Below are 18,000 nucleotides of genomic sequence, written 5' to 3'. Positions count from 1 at the left end.
AACGGGCTTGGCCCGGGATGCAGGCACCTCGGTCTCCATGTAGAGACAAAACTGACCTCGTCGCGCATAAAATCCTTATAAATCAGTCGCTTATAATTTTGGCACGATTCCCGCTATCTCCCTGTCCATCATAAAAACAAAGACCTGGAGACACCCCGATGACCGTGCTCATCGCCCTCGCCGCCTTGGCACTGCTGATGCTCGCCGCCTACCGTGGCTACAGCGTGATCCTCTTCGCCCCCATCGCCGCCCTCGGCGCCGTCCTGCTCACCGACCCCGCCGCCGTGGCGCCCGCCTTCACAGGCGTGTTCATGGAGAAAATGGTCGGCTTCATCAAGCTGTATTTCCCGGTGTTCCTGCTCGGTGCCGTATTCGGCAAGCTCATCGAGCTGTCAGGCTTCTCGCGCTCGATCGTCGCCGCTGCCATCGGCTTGCTCGGCACGCGCCAGGCCATGCTGGTGATCGTACTGGTATGCGCCCTGCTCACCTATGGCGGGGTGTCGCTGTTCGTCGTGGTGTTCGCGGTCTACCCGTTCGCCGCCGAGATGTTCCGCCAGAGCGACATCCCCAAGCGGCTGATCCCGGCCACCATCGCCCTGGGCGCGTTCTCCTTCACCATGGACGCCCTGCCCGGTACGCCGCAGATCCAGAACATCATCCCCAGCACGTTCTTCAACACCACCGCCTGGGCAGCACCCTGGCTCGGGCTGATCGGCACCCTGTTCGTGTTCAGCGCCGGCATGCTCTACCTGCGTCGACAGCGCAACAAGGCCCAGCGCGCGGGCGAAGGCTACGGCAACGACTTGCGTAACGAACCGGAAACCGCAGACGACCTGGCCTTGCCCAACCCATGGCTGGCCCTCTCGCCGCTGGTGCTGGTAGGCGTGATGAACCTGCTATTCACCCACTGGATCCCCCAGTGGTACGGCGCCAGCCATACCTTGCAACTGCCGGGCATGGGCGCGCCGGTACAAAGCGACGTGGCCAAGCTGACCGCCATTTGGGCGGTGCAGGCGGCCTTGCTGGTGGGGATTCTGATGGTGCTGGTATGTGCCTTCGGCGCCATCCGCCAGCGCCTGGCCGAGGGCACCAAGAGCGCAGTCGGCGGCGCCCTGCTGGCGGCCATGAACACCGCTTCGGAGTATGGCTTCGGCGCGGTGATCGCCTCGTTGCCCGGTTTTCTGGTACTGGCCGACGCTTTGCGGGCCATCCCCAATCCGCTGGTCAACGAAGCGATCACCGTCACGCTGCTGGCAGGTATCACCGGCTCGGCATCCGGTGGCATGAGCATTGCGCTTGCGGCCATGAGCGAGAGCTTCATCGCAGCCGCCCATGCCGCCAATATTCCCCTCGACGTGCTGCACCGAGTGGCCGCCATGGCCAGCGGCGGCATGGATACCCTGCCGCACAACGGCGCGGTGATCACCTTGCTGGCCGTCACCGGGCTGACCCATCGCGAAGCCTACAAGGACATTTTCGGTATTACCCTGATCAAGACCCTGGCGGTTTTCGTGGTCATCGCCACGTTCTACGCCACGGGCATCGTCTAAGGAGACTGGCATGACACTCAACGGCAAGACCGCACTGGTCACAGGTTCCACCAGCGGCATCGGCCTGGGGATAGCCCAGGTGTTGGCCGGCGCGGGTGTGAACATCGTGTTGAATGGCTTCGGCGACCCGGCCCCGGCGCTCGCCGAAATCACCAGGTTGGGCGTGCGGGTCATTCATCACCCGGCCGACCTGTCCGATGTAGCCCAGTTCGAGGCGCTGTTCGCCCTGGCCGAACGCGAATTCGGGGGCGTTGATATCCTGGTCAATAATGCGGGCATTCAGCACGTGGCGCCGGTGGAGCAGTTTCCCATCGAGACCTGGGACAAGATCATCGCCCTTAACCTTAGCGCCGTGTTCCATGGCACCCGCCTGGCGCTGCCCGGCATGCGCACGCGCAACTGGGGGCGGATCGTCAATATCGCCTCGGTGCATGGCCTGGTGGGCTCCACTGGCAAGGCGGCCTATGTGGCAGCCAAGCATGGCGTGGTGGGGCTGACCAAGGTCGTAGGCTTGGAAACCGCCACCAGTAATGTCACCTGCAACGCCATCTGTCCCGGGTGGGTGCTTACGCCACTGGTGCAGAAACAGATCGACGACCGCGCCGCCTCTGGTGTTGACCCACAGCAGGCGCAACACGATCTGTTGGCCGAAAAGCAGCCTTCCGTGGCCTTTGTAACACCCCAGCACCTCGGAGAGCTGGTATTGTTCCTGTGCAGCGAAGCCGGTAGCCAGGTCCGCGGTGCCGCCTGGAACGTCGATGGCGGTTGGCTGGCCCAGTGAGGGCCTGCCGGGATCTGGCGCGGCTTCGCGTTGTCTTTAATTAGCAAGGAGGCCTAATGCGCCCATTCCCATTGACCGCGATCCTTTCCCTGACCCTGGCCTGCGCAGCACCCGCTATAGCTGCCGGGCTCAAGGATGTCGCGCCCTACCCCGAGGCGGAAAAAGGCTTCACGCGGCAGGTCATCCACCTGCCCTCGCAAACCGACGAGTCGGCCCATCAGCTGGAGATCCTTGCCGGCAAGACCCTCACGGTCGACTGCAACAAGCAGCGCCTGAGCGGCAAGCTCGAAGAGCACAATCTCGAAGGCTGGGGCTACAGCTACTACCGCCTGGAGAAAGTCGCCGGGCCCATGAGCACGCTGATGGCCTGCCCGGACGGCAAGAAGGCCGAGGCCTTCGTGCCGGTGGTCGGCGAAGGCTTCATGCTGCGCTACAACAGCAAGCTGCCGGTGGTGGTGTACGTGCCGGAAGGCATCGAAGTGCGCTATCGCGTCTGGTCGGCTTCCGAAGACGTACAAAAGGCTAAAGTGGAGTAAAGGCCACCCCGCAGTGGTTTAGCGACGCCCTCCTGTGGGAACGGGCTTGCCCCGCGATTGCGCCCGGTCAGACGACGACAATCGCGGGGCAAGCACGCTCACACAGGGGGCCTTGAACGGCAATGGGAGGTTTCGGCATGAACGACGTGCTCTGGCGCCCTTCCACGGCGCAGATCCAGGCCAGCCGGATGGACGCCTTCCGCCGCCGGGTCAATCTGCGGTTCAACCTCCAGCTCGACGACTACACCGCTCTGCACCGCTGGAGCGTCGAACAACGCCCTGCCTTCTGGCAGGCCCTTGCCGAATATTTCCAGGTCCAGTGGCACACGCCGCCTTCCCAGGTGCTCGACGAAGGCCCGCTCATGCCCGACGCGCACTGGTTCCCCGGTGCCACCTTGAACTACGCCGAACACCTGCTGCAGCGCCGCGATGATCGCCCGGCCGTGATCGCCATACGCGAGGATGGCCAGCGTCAGGCCCTGACCCATGCGCAACTGGCGGCCCATGTCGCCGGCATGCAAAGGGCCCTGCAGGGTATCGGCATCCAGGCGGGCGACCGGGTCGCCTCGGTCATGCCCAACACCTGGGAAACCCTGGTGACCATGCTGGCCTGCGCCAGCCTCGGCGCGATCTGGTCCAGTTCGTCGCCCGAGTTCGGCCTGCATGGCATCATCGATCGTTTCGGCCAGATCACGCCCAAGCTGCTGATCGCCTGCGCAGGTTACCAATACGCCGGCAAGGCCATCGATCAGGTGGAGAAGATCAACCAGGTGACGGCCCAACTGACCGACCTGGAGCACCTGTTGATCGTGCCCTACACCCGTCCGCAGACCCGCGCCGACGAATTCGCCGCACCACGGGTCAGCCTGTGGAATGACTTCTACCAACCGGGCGGTGAGCCGCGCTTCGCACCGCTGCCCTTCGACCATCCTCTGTGCATCCTCTATTCCAGCGGCACCACGGGCGTGCCTAAGTGCATCGTCCACCGCACAGGTGGCGTACTGCTGCAGCACATGAAGGAACACGGCCTGCACAACGACCTGAAGGCCAACGACGTCCTGTTCTACTACACCACCTGCGGCTGGATGATGTGGAACTGGCTCGCCAGCGGCCTGGCCGTCGGCGCCACCCTGGTGCTGTACGATGGTTCGCCGTTCCACCCTGGGCCCGAGCGCCTGCTCGACTTGATCGACGCCGAAGGCATCCACGCCTTCGGCACCAGCGCCAAGTACCTGGCGGCCTTGGAGCAGGAAGGCATCGTGCCGAGCGACAGCCATCACCTGGGCAGCCTGCGCCTGATCATGTCCACCGGGTCACCGCTCTCGCCCCATAGCTACGACTACGTCTACCGCAAGATCAAGCCGGACCTGTGCTTGGCCTCGATGTCAGGCGGCACCGATATCGTCTCCTGCTTCGTGCTCGGCAACCCGGTATTGCCGGTACGCCGCGGCCAGATCCAGTGCAAGGGCCTGGGCATGGCCGTGGAAGTCTGGAACGAGGCCGGCCAACCGGTCACGGGCGAAAAAGGCGAACTGGTGTGTACCCGCAACTTCCCCTGCATGCCCGTGGGCTTCTGGAACGATGACGGCAGCCGCTACCACGACGCCTATTTCAGCCAGTACCCCGGCGTCTGGGCACAGGGTGACTACGCCGAGGAGCACGCCGAAGGCGGCCTGGTCATTCACGGCCGCTCCGATGCGGTACTCAACCCCGGCGGGGTACGCATCGGCACAGCCGAGATTTACCGCCAAGTGGAAAAGGTCGAGGAAGTGCTCGAAAGCGTCGCCATCGGCCAGGACTGGCACAACGACGTACGGGTGGTGCTGTTCGTGCGCCTGCGCGAGGGCCTGCAGCTGGACGACGCGCTGCGCCAACACATCCGCCAGGTGATTCGCCAATACACGACACCTCGCCACGTGCCCGCCGTCATCGCCCAGGTCACGGACATTCCACGCACCATCAGCGGCAAGCTGGTGGAGCTGGCCATCCGCAACGTGGTGCACGGCCTGCCGGTGAAGAACACCGACGCCCTGGCCAACCCTGAAGCACTGGCGCAATTCCGCGACCGCGCGGAGCTGCGCGATCAGGCATAATGGCGCCCTTTTTCGCCCCAAGCACAGGTGTTCCCATGAAAGCCCAAGCCCGTCACATCCTGGTCAAGACCGCTGCCGAAGCCGAACAGCTCAAGCAACGGCTCGCCAAGGGCGAAGCCTTCGACGTGCTGGCAAAGAAATTCTCAACCTGCCCCTCGGGCAAGCGCGGCGGTGACCTGGGCGAGATCCGCCCAGGCCAGTTGGTCGGCGCCATCGACCAAGTGATCTTCAAGAAGGCCCTGCGCGTGGTACATGGGCCGATCAAGAGCAAATTCGGCTACCACTTGGTGCAGACCTTCTACCGCGACTGACCCTTAGGCTCTGTCTGAAAGCCTTGATACTTGGTCATGCTGCGTTGAAAACAGCCTCGGAATGCTCATTTACAACCCGTAAACTCCGCTTCCTCGGCTGTTTTCGCCTTGCCTGACCGGCGTCTCAAGACTTTTCAGGCAGGGCCTATCGCCGCGCCGCCAGCAGGCCCAGCCCGGCGCAACCGAGCAGCGAGGCGCTGACGCGGTTGAACAGGCGGCGCGGCCCCGGGCGGCTGAACCAGCGCTGCATGTAGGCGCCAAGGCCCGCATAGATGGCGATGGCCGCCCACTCCAACAGCAGGAACAACACGCCCAGCCAGAGGAACTGCTCAGCCACAGGCGTAGGGCTGCCCACCGAGACGAACTGCGGCAGGAAGGCGGTGAAGATCAGGATCGCCTTGGGGTTGCCTGCAGCGACCCAGAACTCCTGCCGCGCCAACCGCCAGGTACCCCGCGGGTGATCGCCGCTCACCACGGCTTCGCCCACCGGTGCGCGCCACAGCTGCCAGGCGATATAGAACAGGTACGCAGCCCCCAGCACCTTGATTGCCAGGAACAAGTATTCGCTGGTGTGCAGCACCACCGCCAGGCCCATGGCGGCCAGGGCGATCATGCCGCTGAAGGCCAGGATACGCCCGCCGCCGGCCATGCAGGCGGTGCGCAGGCCATAACGGCTGGCGTTGTGCAGCGACAGCAGGTTGTTGGGGCCCGGCGCCATGTTCAGGGCGAAACAGGCGGGGATGAACAGCAGCAGGCTCGACAGGTCCATTATTCTTCTCCATCAGGACGCCAGAAGCGTCGCGCTGGCGTCGTACGGCGTCAAGCACAGTCACTGGGCAAATGGCCGTAACAGTGGCCAGCGTTTACACTTCGGACCTTGGACTTCGGCAAGGCAGGCTTTGCATGACCCGCTCACACAGCGAAATCTGGCGCGACCCGGCGCTGCCGTTCGTGGAAAGCCGCCGCGCCTGCCATAGTCGGGCCTGCTACAAGGCGCACAGCCACCCAACGTTTTCCATCGGGGCGGTAGATGCGGGCCTGAGCCATTTCACCGGTGCCGGCGAAGGCCGTGAGCGGTTGACGCCTGGCTCCCTGGTGCTGGTTCCGGCGCAGCGGGTGCATGCCTGTAACCCGCAGCCGGGCCAAGCCTGGAGCTACCAGATGCTGCACCTGGATGCGCAATGGTTGCAGCAACTGCGGTTGGAGGCCGGGGTCGCGGCCGGCGAACCCGGCGCACCGGCACGAATCAGCCGGTCAGCATTGGTGTACCGCCAGTTCTGCTAGCTCAATGCACTGTTGTTTTCCAAAGCGGGGGCAGCGGAAAAGGAAGCGGCACTGGTGGCATTCATCGGCGACCTCGATTTTGCCGCCCATGACACCCTCGATGCGGCGCCGGCTCCGACCTTGAGCGCACCGGCCTTGCGTGAGGCGCTCGACATGATCGAAGCGCAAGATTCGGCTCAGTTGAGCCTGAGCCATCTGGCCGCCCACGTGGGCCTTGGCCGTTACCAGTTGATCCGAGCCCTGCGCGCCGCCACCGGGCTCACACCCCATGCCTACCTGCTCAATGCCCGGGTCAATCGCGCCCGGCGCCTGCTCAGCCAAGGCAGGCCGTTGGCGGAGGTAGCCTATGAACTGGGGTTCGCCGACCAGGCCCATTTCCAGCGCGTGTTCAAGGCCCATGCAGGCATGACACCGGGACGCTATCGAGGTGGGGCCGGCAACACTGTCCCTCTGTGGGAGCGGGCTGGCCCCGCGATCAAGGGCGAAGCCCTTGCCACGCGACGGTGATACCAGGCCCGGCCTAATCGCGGGACCAGCCCGCTCCCACAAGGCCCTGAAAATCAAATAGTTATGCGTTGCTCTATGAAAGCGGGCTTGCCCCGCGATTGGGCCGGGTAGCCTGCAATTATCTTCAATACATACGAACACCCGACGAGCAGACTGCGGCTTTCCCCACTGCAGAAGCCTAGCCCCATGGAGCAATTTTTGATCGTCGCCGCCGCCCACTTCCTCGCCCTGCTCTCCCCAGGCCCCGACTTCTTCCTGGTGGCCCGCACCTCGGCCAACGCCGGTTGGCGTGTAGCGAGCGGCGCTTGCCTGGGCATCGCCTTGGCCAATGGTCTCTTCATCGTCGCCGCCTTCGCCGGCGTCTCGATCCTGCACGAAGGCAGCACGCTGTTCGTCACCCTGCAACTGGCCGGCTGTGCCTATCTGCTGTACATCGGCGGACTGTTCTTGCGCCACGCCGGGCACAGCAGCCTCGCGCCCACTGACAGCGGCCTCGCCCAACCCGCTCGCGGTTGGCTGCACAGCCTCGTCCAAGGCTTCGTCTCCGGCATTCTCAACCCGAAGAACGCTTTGTTCTATGCCAGCTTGGCAAGCATGGTCGCCGCCACCAGCAGTGCCTGGAAGATCGCCTATGGTGCGTGGATGTTCACCGTCGTGGGAGCCTGGGACCTGCTGGTGGCCATGGCCATCGGCAACCGCCGCGTGCTGCGCCGGTTCGCCCGCGCCCTGCCCTGGCTGGAGCGCGCCTCGGGCGCCATGCTGATGCTCCTGGCCAGCGTTGTGCTCATGCACCTGGCATGGGGCTGACCAATGCCAGCGAATGCAGGTCCATCACGCTGAAAAAGCCCCTGGCCCAGCCGCCGGTATCCAGGTGCCAGACGTTGCCCAACCGCTTGGCCTGCACCACCGGTGTATGCCCCACCAGCAAGGCCCGCAGACCGGCGACCGGCTCCGTGTCGCCTTCGCGCAAGCGACGCCGCGACCATTGGCAGACCTCGCGTACGTGCGGGTCGTCCACGGTTTCCAAACTGGCCCGCAGGGTCGGCCAGTCAGGGAACGGGCTGTCGGCATGCAGCAACCCGACCAGACCGCCGGGGGTCTGCACTTCCATGCCCAGCGGCATCTGGGCGAACCCTTCTACATAGCGCTGCTGATCAGCCTCGGGCAAGTCGAGAAACCAGGCCCCTCCCGCGGCACGGTACATGTCCAGTTCGACCCGGCCACCGCGCAGATGCGCAATAGCCAGGGCTTCGTGGTTGCCCTGCACGGCGTGAAACCAAGGCTGGGCCAACCATTCCAGCGCCTGGGCGCTCTCCGGGCCGCGATCGACAAGGTCGCCGACACTGAACAGCCGGTCGACCGACGGGTCGAACCCCACGGTGTCCAGGCACTGCTGCAGGCGAGCGAAATGCCCGTGGATATCGCCCACGGCCAGGTCACGCCCCCGGGTATTGGCGGCTACCCGCCGAAAACGGCTCATTGCATCGGTCCTCTGCTGCGGCGCCCACGGCAGGCGTAGAATGAAGGGGCAAGCCGCTCGCGCACCTGGAGGTGCATCATGCGTACCGCCCTCGCCTGTGCCGTCATGATGGTGCTGGCTTTCGACAGCATGGCACAAGCCGCCCCGGCCACGCAGGTCGAGGTACGCTTCGACCATCCTGAAAAATTCCGCGATGCCAGCCTCGACAGCCCCGGCTACGAGCGCGGCGCCGATGAATACGTCATGAAGACGCTCACCCAGCATTTGCAAACGCTTGGGCAGCGCTACCTGCAGCCGGGCCAGCAGCTGCGCATCGTGATCCGCGACATTGACCTGGCAGGCCGTTTCGAACCTTGGCACGGCGGCGCCTACGATGTGCGTTTCATGCGCGAAATCACCTGGCCGAGCATCGACCTGAACTACACCCTGAGCCAGCCGGGGCAACCCGAACGACAGGCCCAGGAGCGGGTCAGTGACAAGATGTACCTCAGCCGCCCCGGCCGCCAGGCAAGTAGCAGCGACAGGCTCTATGCCGAGAAGGTCATGCTCGGCGACTGGTTCCGCCAGCGGTTCGCGCATGGGCCGGCGTCCTGAACCGCGATTGCTTGCCTGAGCCCTGGGGCCGTTGCGCGCCCTTTTGCGACACAAGGCCACTCCCGCAGGGTATGCTCGGGCTTTCGCTTTCCATGGATGGACGACATGACACCCTGCATCCTGCAATTGCAAGGCCTGAGGCAATGAAATACCTGCTCACCGCCTTGGTCAGCTACGCCTGCACCTATTACCTCACCGGCCTGTTGATCCAGGGGCGCCTGGCGGACCTCGCCGAAGGCCTGCGGCACCGGCCTGATGCCCCGAGGCCGGGGGAATACCTGCGCAAGGTAGAGCGATACGCCCGCCGCTCACACCGCCAATACAGCCTGGCGGTGGGCTCGGTGCTGGCGATGGTGGGTTGCCTGTTGCTGTATTGGCTGGGTTGACGCTAGGGTCAAAAATTCAGCGCCAGGCTCTGCCGCCCTTCCAGAGCGAGCAGATACTGCTTGGCCTGTAAGCCACCGGCAAAGCCGGTCAGGCTGCCCGAGGCACCGATGACCCGGTGACAGGGGGCAATGATCGATATCGGGTTGCGCCCATTGGCGGCACCCACCGCCCGCACGGCGCTGGGGTTGCCGATCTGCCGGGCGATCTCGCTGTAGCTACGGGTTTCACCGAAGGGAATGGTCAGCAGTGCTGCCCAGACCTGACGCTGGAAATCGGTGCCGAGAAAATCCAGTGGCAACTCGAAACGCTGGCGTTGTCCGGCGAAATACTCACCCAGCTGGCGAGCCGTTTCCTTCAAGGTGGGGTGGGTGTCGTTGCGGTGCAGCGCACCGAGGCGCACGCGGTTTTCCCGCTCCTGCTCCCACAGCACCGCCGCCAGGCTGTTGCCCCGCGCCACCAGTGTCAGGGTGCCGACGGGAGATTGCATGAGGGTGAAGGCGCTGGACATTGATGAACTCCGAACGAGAAAACGGCTGCCGGCACTCTACGCCCGGCAGCCGTCTCGCGCATCCGCTTTCTCACCCGCGAAGCTGTCGACGCTCAACGCCCCGCGCACGCCGCCACGACGCTGGGCTTGGCAGCACGCCTACACGATTGAAGGGCCGGTTCGCCGGCCACCTTCCTGGCCCGCCCGACGCCCCAGGCCAATGCCCTGGTCATCGACTCGCCAGGGCGGGAGTCGAACGCTTCTTCATGCAAGGCCATGCCCGAGGGCGCGTAGATGCCAATGAACATTTGCGTGGCACCAGTACGGGACAACCTGACCTGCACGTCGATGCAGGTACCACCATCGAGGGTCTCGTCGTGCCCGCGATGATGAAGGGTGGGGTCTGCCCACGACCAGAATACGTCTCCACGAATTCTCATGCCGCCTCCTACGACTTTAGTCTTATATGTGTTGGTAGAGGCACCATAGCGGAAGCACACGGGCACGCAACCGCATTGCGCGCAATGGCGGGCACAATCGGACAGCCGGCTTGACCCAGCTATGGGGAATCAGGAGTCGGGCGTTTTCTCGCAGCCCGGCTCAAGTAGCGATTCGGCGAAGGTCATCCACTCTTCGAATGCCTTGCGATGGGCTTGGCACATGCCTTTCCATTCGGGGCCGCCAACGCGGCCATAGGCGATCTGGTTCATGGTCGAGGAGGTCAAGGCGTCGAGTTCCCTCAACAGACGGTAGGCACGGTAACGCTTTTCTCTTTCAGGCATTGGCTTGTCTTCCAATGTTGCACAACAAGGGCAGCAGGAAGCCTTTTCGGTTCATGGTTTTGGGCTTCCTGCTTCTGGACCTGCGAGCGCTGCAAAAGGTCCATCGCCTCTGGAGATTGCGTCAATTGGCTCAGTCGAATGCGCCGTCGAGCACCTCGTAGATGATGCCGGTCGCTACCGCGACCAGGAGCAGGTCCGCGCCGGCCTGCATCCATTCGTAGCCATCGTAGTGAGGGAGATGGCCAAGCAACCTACCATCGAGCTTCTTGGCGATGCCAGGAGGGAGCGGCTTGCCGCGCGCCAGGTTCTTCTGGATGCCCGGCGGCAGGGCTGGCCCAGGGCTCCAGTAGTTCCGGTAGCCGCTCAATATGCCCAACACATCGCCACGGTCGATGGAGGGGCCGCGGTAACGATCGCCACGATAATCGTTGTCGTAGCCACCACCTTTGTGGCCGCCGCCCGCGTTGCCGCTCCCCTTGTTGCCACCGCCAGGGTGGCTGTTGCCCTGGGAGTGCTGGACCTGATTCTTGTTGTGCCCTTGGCCTTGGCCTTGGCCTTGCCCCTTCCCGTTGCCGGGATCGGCAAAGCCCAGGCAAGGGCCGATAGCCAAAGCAAACGAAGTCACTGCAATCACGATAGCGCGAGACTTGGCCATAACTGCTTCCTTCCGTGAGGGTGGATCCCCTGCACTGTAGACGATGGCCATGGGAAAAGTTCCCTGCCTTGGCCTGGTTATCTGCAGCCTGAAAAGATCCGTTGTAAAAGTTGAAACGAGTTCTCAGAAAGCGCCCATTACCGACGTCATCGGCACGGGCGATGGGTCACTCGGTGGCCTTGCAGGTGTCGAAGTTGGCAAACCAGAAACTGACCAGGGCGGCACGCGGCTCTCTTCCGGTGAACTCACTGCTGATCTCGGCCAAGTCGTCGCTCAACTTGAATGCACGGGAAGACCAGACCACGCCTCGCGCGACGCGATCATCCTGGTCCGGCATGCCGTACCTGGCTTTCAATTCGTCCATCAATGCCTCACTGGAGCGGTTCGACCGATCGAAGCGCATCTGTACCAGGCAAAGCTCGTCATCCTTGCTGAACACGTAGTTGTAGCCATCGGCCTGGGCGTCGAGCTTCGGCGCCTGCTTGGATGTGTAGACCAAGGCACCTACATTGTTGGTGCCCACCTTCTGCAGAATGGCATGCCGCTCGATCTGCTCGCGCTTGAGACCCATCTTAGTGCCTGCGGGACCTTCCCACGGTCCCTCGTCGGAGCAGCCGTAGATCATCGTTGTCGCCAGGGCCAACACTGCCAAACGCTTCATGCCTGTTCTCCTTGTTGATGGGCGGAATCTACCACAGGCCATGACGTCATCGCCCTGCAGACCGCTCTTTATCCCTGTCCACCCATCCAGCTTGGATGCAAAGCCAGTACCGATTCCCGCAAGGCCATAGTACGGTGCGCCTCGAATGTACTACCTGGTGACTTGCCCGCAAGCCCATGGACCCGGCCATTTAAAGACCTGGGAGGTCAAATGCAACGTGTTCAAGCAACAAGCCAAGAAGCTCTTGACCTGGCTTTGATTGCGTTCTACCGCTTCAAGATCGGTGAGATCAAGGTATTCGACCTGGAGCGCGCGATGAGCTTCGAAGTTGGCCAAGCCCTGTCCCAAAGCGGACTGGTAAGGTTCTCGATAACGCAGATGCCGTCTGGACGTTATCGGATCAGCGACCAGGGAGAACATTCGATCACAGAGGCTGGACGTGCTCGGCTGGAGCACCTTCGCGGCTAGAACCGCTCACCAGCCCGAACTCAGCACCGTGGCAGCTCGCGGTGCTGAATGCCGGCCCCACTCATCAGGGGCCTCGGCATCGGATTTCGCGTCCCCGTACAACTGCCCTCGCACCTATGCGACAATACGCGCAATGTCCGGCCTCAACCCCCGCATTTATCGCCCAACAGCTGGGTCACAGCATGCATGTGCTGCTGTCGACGCACGCCCGTTGGCTCAACTCAAGCTCCGACTGGAGCGCGCTGGAAACGCTCAGGATCGCTGACCCTCCAGCCGCATAAGTTACTGATAGGTAAGCGCTTTGATCTCCACCGCCAATATCACCATGCAATTCGGCGCCAAGCCGCTCTTCGAAAACGTCTCGGTCAAATTCAACAACGGCAACCGCTACGGCCTGATCGGCGCCAACGGCTGCGGCAAGTCGACCTTCATGAAGATCCTCGGCGGCGACCTGGAGCCGTCCGCAGGCCAGGTGATGCTCGAGCAGAACACCCGCCTGGGCAAGCTGCGCCAGGACCAGTTCGCCTATGAAGAATTCACCGTCATCGACACGGTGATCATGGGCCACGAGCAGCTGTGGAAGGTCAAGGCCGAGCGTGACCGCATCTATTCGTTGCCGGAAATGACCGAGGAAGACGGCATGGCCGTCGCCGAGCTGGAGACCGAGTTCGCCGAGATGGACGGCTACACCGCCGAGTCCCGTGCCGGCGAACTGCTGCTGGGCCTGGGCATTCCGCTGGAGCAGCACTTCGGCCCGATGAGCGAAGTGGCGCCGGGCTGGAAGCTGCGTGTGCTGCTGGCCCAGGCGTTGTTCTCGGACCCGGACGTGCTGCTGCTGGACGAACCGACCAACCACCTGGACATCAACACCATCCGTTGGCTGGAAACCATCCTCACGGCGCGTAACAGCACCATGGTGATCATTTCCCACGACCGGCACTTCCTCAACAGCGTCTGCACTCACATGGCCGACCTGGACTATGGCGAGCTGCGCCTGTTCCCGGGCAACTACGACGAGTACATGACCGCCGCCACCCAAGCGCGCGAGCAGTTGCTGGCCGACAACGCCAAGAAAAAAGCCCAGATCGCCGAGCTGCAGACCTTCGTCAGCCGCTTCTCGGCCAACGCCTCCAAGGCCAAGCAGGCCACCTCGCGCGCCAAGCAGATCGACAAGATCCAGCTGGCCGAGGTCAAGCCGTCGAGCCGGGTCAGCCCGTTCATCCGTTTCGAGCAGACCAAGAAGCTGCACCGCCAGGCGGTGACCGTAGAGAAGGTCTCCAAGGGCTTCGACGGCAAGGTACTGTTCAAGGACTTCAGCTTCACCGTCGAGGCCGGCGAGCGCGTGGCGATCATCGGCCCCAACGGTATCGGCAAGACCACCCTGCTGCGTACCCTGGTCGGTGAGATGAAACCCGATGCCGGCGCGGTGAAGTGGACCGACAGCGCGGAGGTGGGCTACTACGCTCAGGACCATGCCCACGACTTCGAAGACGATGTCAGCCTGTTCGACTGGATGGGCCAGTGGACCCAGGGCGAGCAACTGATCCGCGGCACCTTGGGCCGCATGCTGTTCTCCAACGATGAGATCCTAAAGTCGGTGAAAGTGATCTCCGGTGGTGAGCAGGGCCGCATGCTGTTCGGCAAGCTGATCCTGCAAAAGCCCAACGTGCTGGTGATGGACGAGCCGACCAACCACCTGGATATGGAATCGATCGAGGCGCTGAACCTGGCCCTGGAGAACTACCCTGGGACCCTGGTATTCGTCAGCCATGACCGCGAGTTCGTGTCGTCGCTGGCCACCCGCATCATCGAGCTGACGCCCGACGGTGTGGTGGACTTCAGCGGCACCTACGACGATTACCTGCGCAGCCAGGGCGTGGTGGTCTGAGCCTTGGGGCCGCCCTGCGGCCCTTTCGCGGCACGAGGCCGCTCCTACAGCGCAATCATTGACCTCTGTAGGAACGGCCTTGCGCCGCGAAAGGGCTGCAACGCAGCCCCCAGTCGATATTTCGTTAGCCTGCTTTCTTTTTCGCCGCGCTCCAGCGATGATGGGCCACGCCCCACCGCCGACCCGCGAACGCCTCCATGACCGCGCAACAACCTGCTTCCGGCATCACCCTGCAGATCCTCTCGATCGTTTTCTATACGTTCATCGCCTTCCTGTGCATCGGCCTGCCGATCGCAGTGCTGCCCAGCTATGTCCATGACCAGCTTGGCTTCGGCGCGGTGGTCGCGGGGCTCACCATCGGCCTGCAATACCTCGCCACCTTGCTCAGCCGCCCCTTTGCCGGGCGGGTAGCTGATGGCCTGGGCGGCAAGCGGGCGATTCGCTACGGCCTGTACGGCATCGCCGGTTGCGGCGTGCTGACCTTGCTGTCGGCCTGGATGATCGCCCTGCCCTGGCTGAGCCTGCTGTTATTGCTGGCCGGGCGCCTATGCCTTGGTATCGCCCAGGGCTTGATCGGTGTCGCCACCTTGAGCTGGGGGATCGGTCAGGTGGGCAACGAACACACGGCTCGGGTGATTTCCTGGAACGGCATCGCTTCCTACGGCGCCATCGCCATCGGCGCACCGGCCGGTGTGCTGCTGGTGGACGCGCTAGGCTTCAGCGTGCTCGGCGCCGCCCTGCTGGTATTGGCCGTGATGACCCTGCTGGTGTTGCGCACGCGCCCGGATGCGGTGGTGGTGCGCGGCGAACGGCTGCCGTTCTGGTCGGCCTTCGGCCGGGTGGCGCCCTTTGGCCTGGGGCTCACCTTGGCATCGATCGGCTATGGCGCCCTGACCACCTTCGTCACCCTGTACTACCTGGAACGCGGCTGGGTCGGCGCGGCCTGGTGCCTGAGCGCATTCGGCCTGTGTTTCATCGTCTCGCGGCTGCTATTTGTCAATGCGGTCAACCGCTTCGGCGGCTATAACGTGGCCATGGCCTGCATGGCCACCGAAGTCGTGGGGCTGACGCTGCTGTGGCTGGCGCCCTCCCCAGCCCTGGCCCTGGTGGGCGCGGGGTTGACAGGGTTCGGGCTGTCGCTGGTGTATCCAGCACTTGGCGTGGAGGCCATCAAGCAGGTCCCCAGCAGTAGCCGAGGAGCGGGGCTGGGTGCCTACGCGGTGTTCTTCGACCTGGCGTTGGCCATAGCCGGCCCAGTCATGGGCGCGGTGGCCGTGCGCCTGGGGTATACCGCGATCTTTGCCGTGGCGGCCCTGCTCGCCTTGGCGGGCGTGGGCCTGGTGATGCTGCTGGCCCGTCGCGGTCAGCGCAGCTGATGCACTTGGGGCCGCTACGCAGCCCATCGCCGGCAAGCCGGCTCCCACAGGGACAGTGCTGCCCTCAAGGCTGGCGCGTTACTTGTGGGAGCCGGCTTGCCGGCGATGGGCGTGCAGCGCCCGGCGTCCTTAATTGACAAGCATGAGGCTGCAGCCGGTTTTTCCATTCAGCGCGATCAGGCAGCTGCGAACAGCTCGTTGGCGATCTGTGCCTGGGCGGAGTCGATGGCCTGGCTGCGGTGTTCCGGGCCGTAGGCCAGGCCCTGGGCGCGAACGATCTCGAGGTCGGTGATACCGATGAAGCCGAGGAAGACCTTGAGGAAGTCCTCATGGCCGACGCCAGTCGGCTGGCCGTGGTGCAGGCCACCGGCGGTGGACACCAGGATCACTTTCTTGTCACCGCACAGGCCTTCCGGGCCGGCTTCGGTGTAGCGGAAGGTCTTGCCGGCGACGGCGACGCGATCGATCCAGGCCTTGAGCTGGGTCGGCACGCTGAAGTTGTACATCGGCGCACCGATCACCACGGCGTCGGCGGCAAGGAATTCTTCCAGGGTCTCGGCGCTCAGCTTGGCTTCATGGGCTTGGGCGGCGTCGCGCATCTCTTCAGGGGTACCTGCGGCAACCAGGGTGGCGGCGGAGAAGTGGCTGATGGCGTCGGCCGCCAGGTCACGGTAGACCACCTCGATGCTCGGATCGGCGGCTTTCCAGGCTTCGACGACTTCGCGGCTCAGCTGGCGGGAGGCGGAATTGTCGCCCAGGATGCTCGAATCGATATGCAACAGTTTCATGGGACTCTCCTGTGAATGAAGACCGCGGCGGTGGGCGATCACGTTGGGGAGAATCCTACAGAGCCAGCTAATAGCTGATAAGTCGGCAAAAATGCGTTAGTTTGTCCCATCAGTAGAACAATGGAACAACCCCATGCAGGACCTCAACGACCTCTTCTACTTCGCCCGCGTGGTCGAGGCCGGTGGTTTCGCCGCCGCCGGTCGCCAGCTCGGCATCCCTAAGTCGCGGCTTTCCCGGCGTATCGCCGAGCTGGAGGAACGCCTGGGCACGCGCTTGCTGCAGCGCACCACCCGGCAACTCAAACTGACTGCCGTAGGCGAGCGCTACCTGCACCATTGCCAGGCCATGCTGCTGGAGGCGGAGGCTGCTGACGAAGCAGTGGCGAGCATGAGCAGCGAGCCGCGGGGGCGTTTGCGGGTGTCGTGTCCCGTGGCCTTGGCCCACGCATTCCTGCCAGGGGTGGTCAGCCGTTTTCTCGAGCACTATCCCTTGGTGCAATTGGACATGGTGCTGCTCAACCGACGGGTCGACCTGATTTCTGAAGGTATCGACGTGGCCTTGCGCGTACGTGACCTGGGCGACGAAGACCCGGCCCTGGTCACCCGCCGCCTGCGCCAGGCGCAGATGCAACTGGTGGCGGCACCAGGCTTCGCCGACCATCTGCACCACCCGTCACAACTTACCGGCCTGCCGGTGCTGGGCGCCACGGAGGCGGATCGACTAGTGCATTTTCGCCTGATCGGGGCGGGTGGCGAACAACAAGAAGTCGCCCTTGAGCCGCGCCTGGCCATTGATGATTTCGTGGTGCGAAAGGCCGCCGTGCGTGCAGGGCTGGGCTTCACCGCACTGCCGAGCATGTACTGCGAGGAGGAACTGGAGCGCGGTGAGCTGGTACGCCTGTTGCCGGACTGGTCGTTGCCTGGTGGTTGGTTGCAGGCGGTGTACCCACACCGACGTGGCCTGCTGCCGGCTGTGCGTGTGTGGATCGACCATCTGGCGGCTTCGTTCGAGGCCTGTGGGGAGCGCTATGTGTGAGCATCTAGGCGAACCAGGTGCTTGCACGTGTAATTGCTGACGGACCGAGCGAAGCCCATCGCGGGACAAGCCCGCTCCCACAGGCCACCCGCCAATGGCGAGGTTTGCGTGATCCTGTAGGAGCGGCCTTGTGCCGCGATGGGGCGCGTAGCGGCCCAATCATTAAGGCAAAGGCAGCCAAGATTCTGATCACAACAGCACAGTAACTTGATCCTACCAAGCAGCCCTTCTGTTGCCTTTGCTTGTGATACGCGATAGCCCAGGCGCCACCAAACGCGACGTCAGGAGGCCGAGTGGAAGCCTTGCGCAGGTGGGTGCCAGGCATGGATGCCTGGC

The 18,000-nt window shown here is 63.7% G+C and carries 20 protein-coding genes and 2 pseudogenes; 14 read left to right on the top strand and 8 right to left on the bottom strand.

The annotated features are described in order from the left end of the window. Positions 1–158: 158 nt before the first annotated feature. The 5 genes from IRZ56_RS20475 to IRZ56_RS20455 all read left to right on the top strand — a co-directional run bounded on the left by IRZ56_RS20475 (position 159) and on the right by IRZ56_RS20455 (position 5,271). Positions 159–1,550: a GntP family permease gene (locus tag IRZ56_RS20475; protein ID WP_196146613.1), complete on the top strand. Its 1,392-nt coding sequence runs from the start codon at positions 159–161 to the stop codon at positions 1,548–1,550. Between the two features lie 10 nt (positions 1,551–1,560). Next, the gene (gene hbdH / locus IRZ56_RS20470; protein ID WP_196146612.1) at positions 1,561–2,331 is read left to right on the top strand and encodes a 3-hydroxybutyrate dehydrogenase; all 771 of its coding nucleotides are present in this window, start codon (positions 1,561–1,563) and stop codon (positions 2,329–2,331) included. 56 nt (positions 2,332–2,387) lie between these two features. Beyond that, positions 2,388–2,867, top strand: coding sequence for a serine protease inhibitor ecotin (gene eco / locus IRZ56_RS20465; RefSeq protein WP_196146611.1), 480 nt, complete (start codon positions 2,388–2,390; stop codon positions 2,865–2,867). A 137-nt stretch (positions 2,868–3,004) separates the two neighbouring features. Continuing rightward, positions 3,005–4,960 (top strand): acetoacetate--CoA ligase, encoded by a 1,956-nt coding sequence (locus tag IRZ56_RS20460; RefSeq protein ID WP_196146610.1) that lies wholly within the window; start codon positions 3,005–3,007, stop codon positions 4,958–4,960. Positions 4,961–4,995: 35 nt separating this feature from the next. Next, a complete protein-coding gene (locus IRZ56_RS20455; RefSeq protein WP_196146609.1) occupies positions 4,996–5,271 on the top strand; it encodes a peptidylprolyl isomerase in 276 nt (91 codons plus the stop codon). Between the two features lie 145 nt (positions 5,272–5,416). On the opposite strand, the gene IRZ56_RS20450 is transcribed toward IRZ56_RS20455, so the two are convergent. Next, positions 5,417–6,040 carry a LysE family translocator gene (locus tag IRZ56_RS20450; protein ID WP_196146608.1) on the bottom strand — a complete coding sequence of 208 codons (624 nt, stop codon included), beginning with the start codon at positions 6,038–6,040 and terminating at the stop codon, positions 5,417–5,419. A gap of 134 nt (positions 6,041–6,174) precedes the next feature. Here IRZ56_RS20450 and IRZ56_RS20445 point away from each other — a divergent pair. Next, positions 6,175–6,984: pseudogene (locus tag IRZ56_RS20445) on the top strand (helix-turn-helix domain-containing protein); the annotation flags it as partial. Positions 6,985–7,248: 264 nt separating this feature from the next. Next, positions 7,249–7,869 (top strand): LysE family translocator, encoded by a 621-nt coding sequence (locus tag IRZ56_RS20440; protein WP_196146607.1) that lies wholly within the window; start codon positions 7,249–7,251, stop codon positions 7,867–7,869. Here IRZ56_RS20440 and IRZ56_RS20435 read toward each other — a convergent pair. After that, a complete protein-coding gene (locus IRZ56_RS20435; protein ID WP_196146606.1) occupies positions 7,847–8,542 on the bottom strand; it encodes a metallophosphoesterase in 696 nt (231 codons plus the stop codon). The genes IRZ56_RS20440 and IRZ56_RS20435 overlap by 23 nt on opposite strands. A 78-nt stretch (positions 8,543–8,620) precedes the next feature. Between IRZ56_RS20435 and IRZ56_RS20430 the strand changes: the two genes are divergently transcribed. Together IRZ56_RS20430 and IRZ56_RS20425 are read left to right on the top strand one after the other, a co-directional pair. Continuing rightward, positions 8,621–9,136, top strand: coding sequence for a DUF3016 domain-containing protein (locus IRZ56_RS20430; protein ID WP_196146605.1), 516 nt, complete (start codon positions 8,621–8,623; stop codon positions 9,134–9,136). A 143-nt stretch (positions 9,137–9,279) separates the two neighbouring features. Next, positions 9,280–9,522, top strand: coding sequence for a hypothetical protein (locus IRZ56_RS20425; protein WP_196146604.1), 243 nt, complete (start codon positions 9,280–9,282; stop codon positions 9,520–9,522). An 8-nt stretch (positions 9,523–9,530) separates the two neighbouring features. Here the strand turns inward: IRZ56_RS20425 and IRZ56_RS20420 are convergent, their stop codons facing one another. The 5 genes from IRZ56_RS20420 to IRZ56_RS20400 form a co-directional block, all read right to left on the bottom strand. Further along, positions 9,531–10,031 carry a methylated-DNA--[protein]-cysteine S-methyltransferase gene (locus IRZ56_RS20420; RefSeq protein ID WP_196146603.1) on the bottom strand — a complete coding sequence of 167 codons (501 nt, stop codon included), beginning with the start codon at positions 10,029–10,031 and terminating at the stop codon, positions 9,531–9,533. Between the two features lie 92 nt (positions 10,032–10,123). Continuing rightward, the gene (locus IRZ56_RS20415; protein WP_230381298.1) at positions 10,124–10,450 is read right to left on the bottom strand and encodes a hypothetical protein; all 327 of its coding nucleotides are present in this window, start codon (positions 10,448–10,450) and stop codon (positions 10,124–10,126) included. A gap of 129 nt (positions 10,451–10,579) precedes the next feature. Continuing rightward, positions 10,580–10,792 (bottom strand): hypothetical protein, encoded by a 213-nt coding sequence (locus IRZ56_RS20410; protein ID WP_196146602.1) that lies wholly within the window; start codon positions 10,790–10,792, stop codon positions 10,580–10,582. A gap of 130 nt (positions 10,793–10,922) precedes the next feature. After that, on the bottom strand, positions 10,923–11,447 hold the full coding sequence (locus IRZ56_RS20405) for an anti-virulence regulator CigR family protein (RefSeq protein ID WP_196146637.1): 525 nt from the start codon (positions 11,445–11,447) through the stop codon (positions 10,923–10,925). 166 nt (positions 11,448–11,613) lie between these two features. Next, positions 11,614–12,108 (bottom strand): hypothetical protein, encoded by a 495-nt coding sequence (locus IRZ56_RS20400; RefSeq protein ID WP_196146601.1) that lies wholly within the window; start codon positions 12,106–12,108, stop codon positions 11,614–11,616. A 210-nt stretch (positions 12,109–12,318) separates the two neighbouring features. Here IRZ56_RS20400 and IRZ56_RS20395 point away from each other — a divergent pair, with 210 nt between their 5' ends. From IRZ56_RS20395 to IRZ56_RS20385, 4 genes and pseudogenes are all read left to right on the top strand, one after another. Further along, on the top strand, positions 12,319–12,576 hold the full coding sequence (locus IRZ56_RS20395) for a hypothetical protein (protein WP_196146600.1): 258 nt from the start codon (positions 12,319–12,321) through the stop codon (positions 12,574–12,576). A 94-nt stretch (positions 12,577–12,670) separates the two neighbouring features. Continuing rightward, positions 12,671–12,857: pseudogene (locus IRZ56_RS23540) on the top strand (site-specific integrase); the annotation flags it as partial. Positions 12,858–12,877: 20 nt separating this feature from the next. Further along, positions 12,878–14,464 (top strand): ABC-F family ATPase, encoded by a 1,587-nt coding sequence (locus tag IRZ56_RS20390; RefSeq protein WP_196146599.1) that lies wholly within the window; start codon positions 12,878–12,880, stop codon positions 14,462–14,464. Positions 14,465–14,661: 197 nt separating this feature from the next. Further along, a complete protein-coding gene (locus IRZ56_RS20385) occupies positions 14,662–15,840 on the top strand; it encodes an MFS transporter (protein WP_196146598.1) in 1,179 nt (392 codons plus the stop codon). A gap of 176 nt (positions 15,841–16,016) precedes the next feature. Here IRZ56_RS20385 and IRZ56_RS20380 read toward each other — a convergent pair whose 3' ends face one another. Then, entirely contained in the window at positions 16,017–16,628 is a 612-nt protein-coding gene (locus IRZ56_RS20380; RefSeq protein ID WP_196146597.1) for an FMN-dependent NADH-azoreductase, read from the bottom strand. A gap of 133 nt (positions 16,629–16,761) precedes the next feature. Here IRZ56_RS20380 and IRZ56_RS20375 point away from each other — a divergent pair, with 133 nt between their 5' ends. Beyond that, positions 16,762–17,664, top strand: coding sequence for a LysR substrate-binding domain-containing protein (locus IRZ56_RS20375; RefSeq protein ID WP_196146596.1), 903 nt, complete (start codon positions 16,762–16,764; stop codon positions 17,662–17,664). Positions 17,665–18,000: the final 336 nt, after the last annotated feature.

Source organism: Pseudomonas guariconensis (assembly GCF_015680235.1).
Taxonomy (GTDB): Bacteria; Pseudomonadota; Gammaproteobacteria; order Pseudomonadales; family Pseudomonadaceae; genus Aquipseudomonas; species Aquipseudomonas guariconensis_A.
The sequence above is the reverse complement of the archived record's forward strand: the minus strand, read 5'-3'. Positions and strand labels throughout refer to the sequence as shown.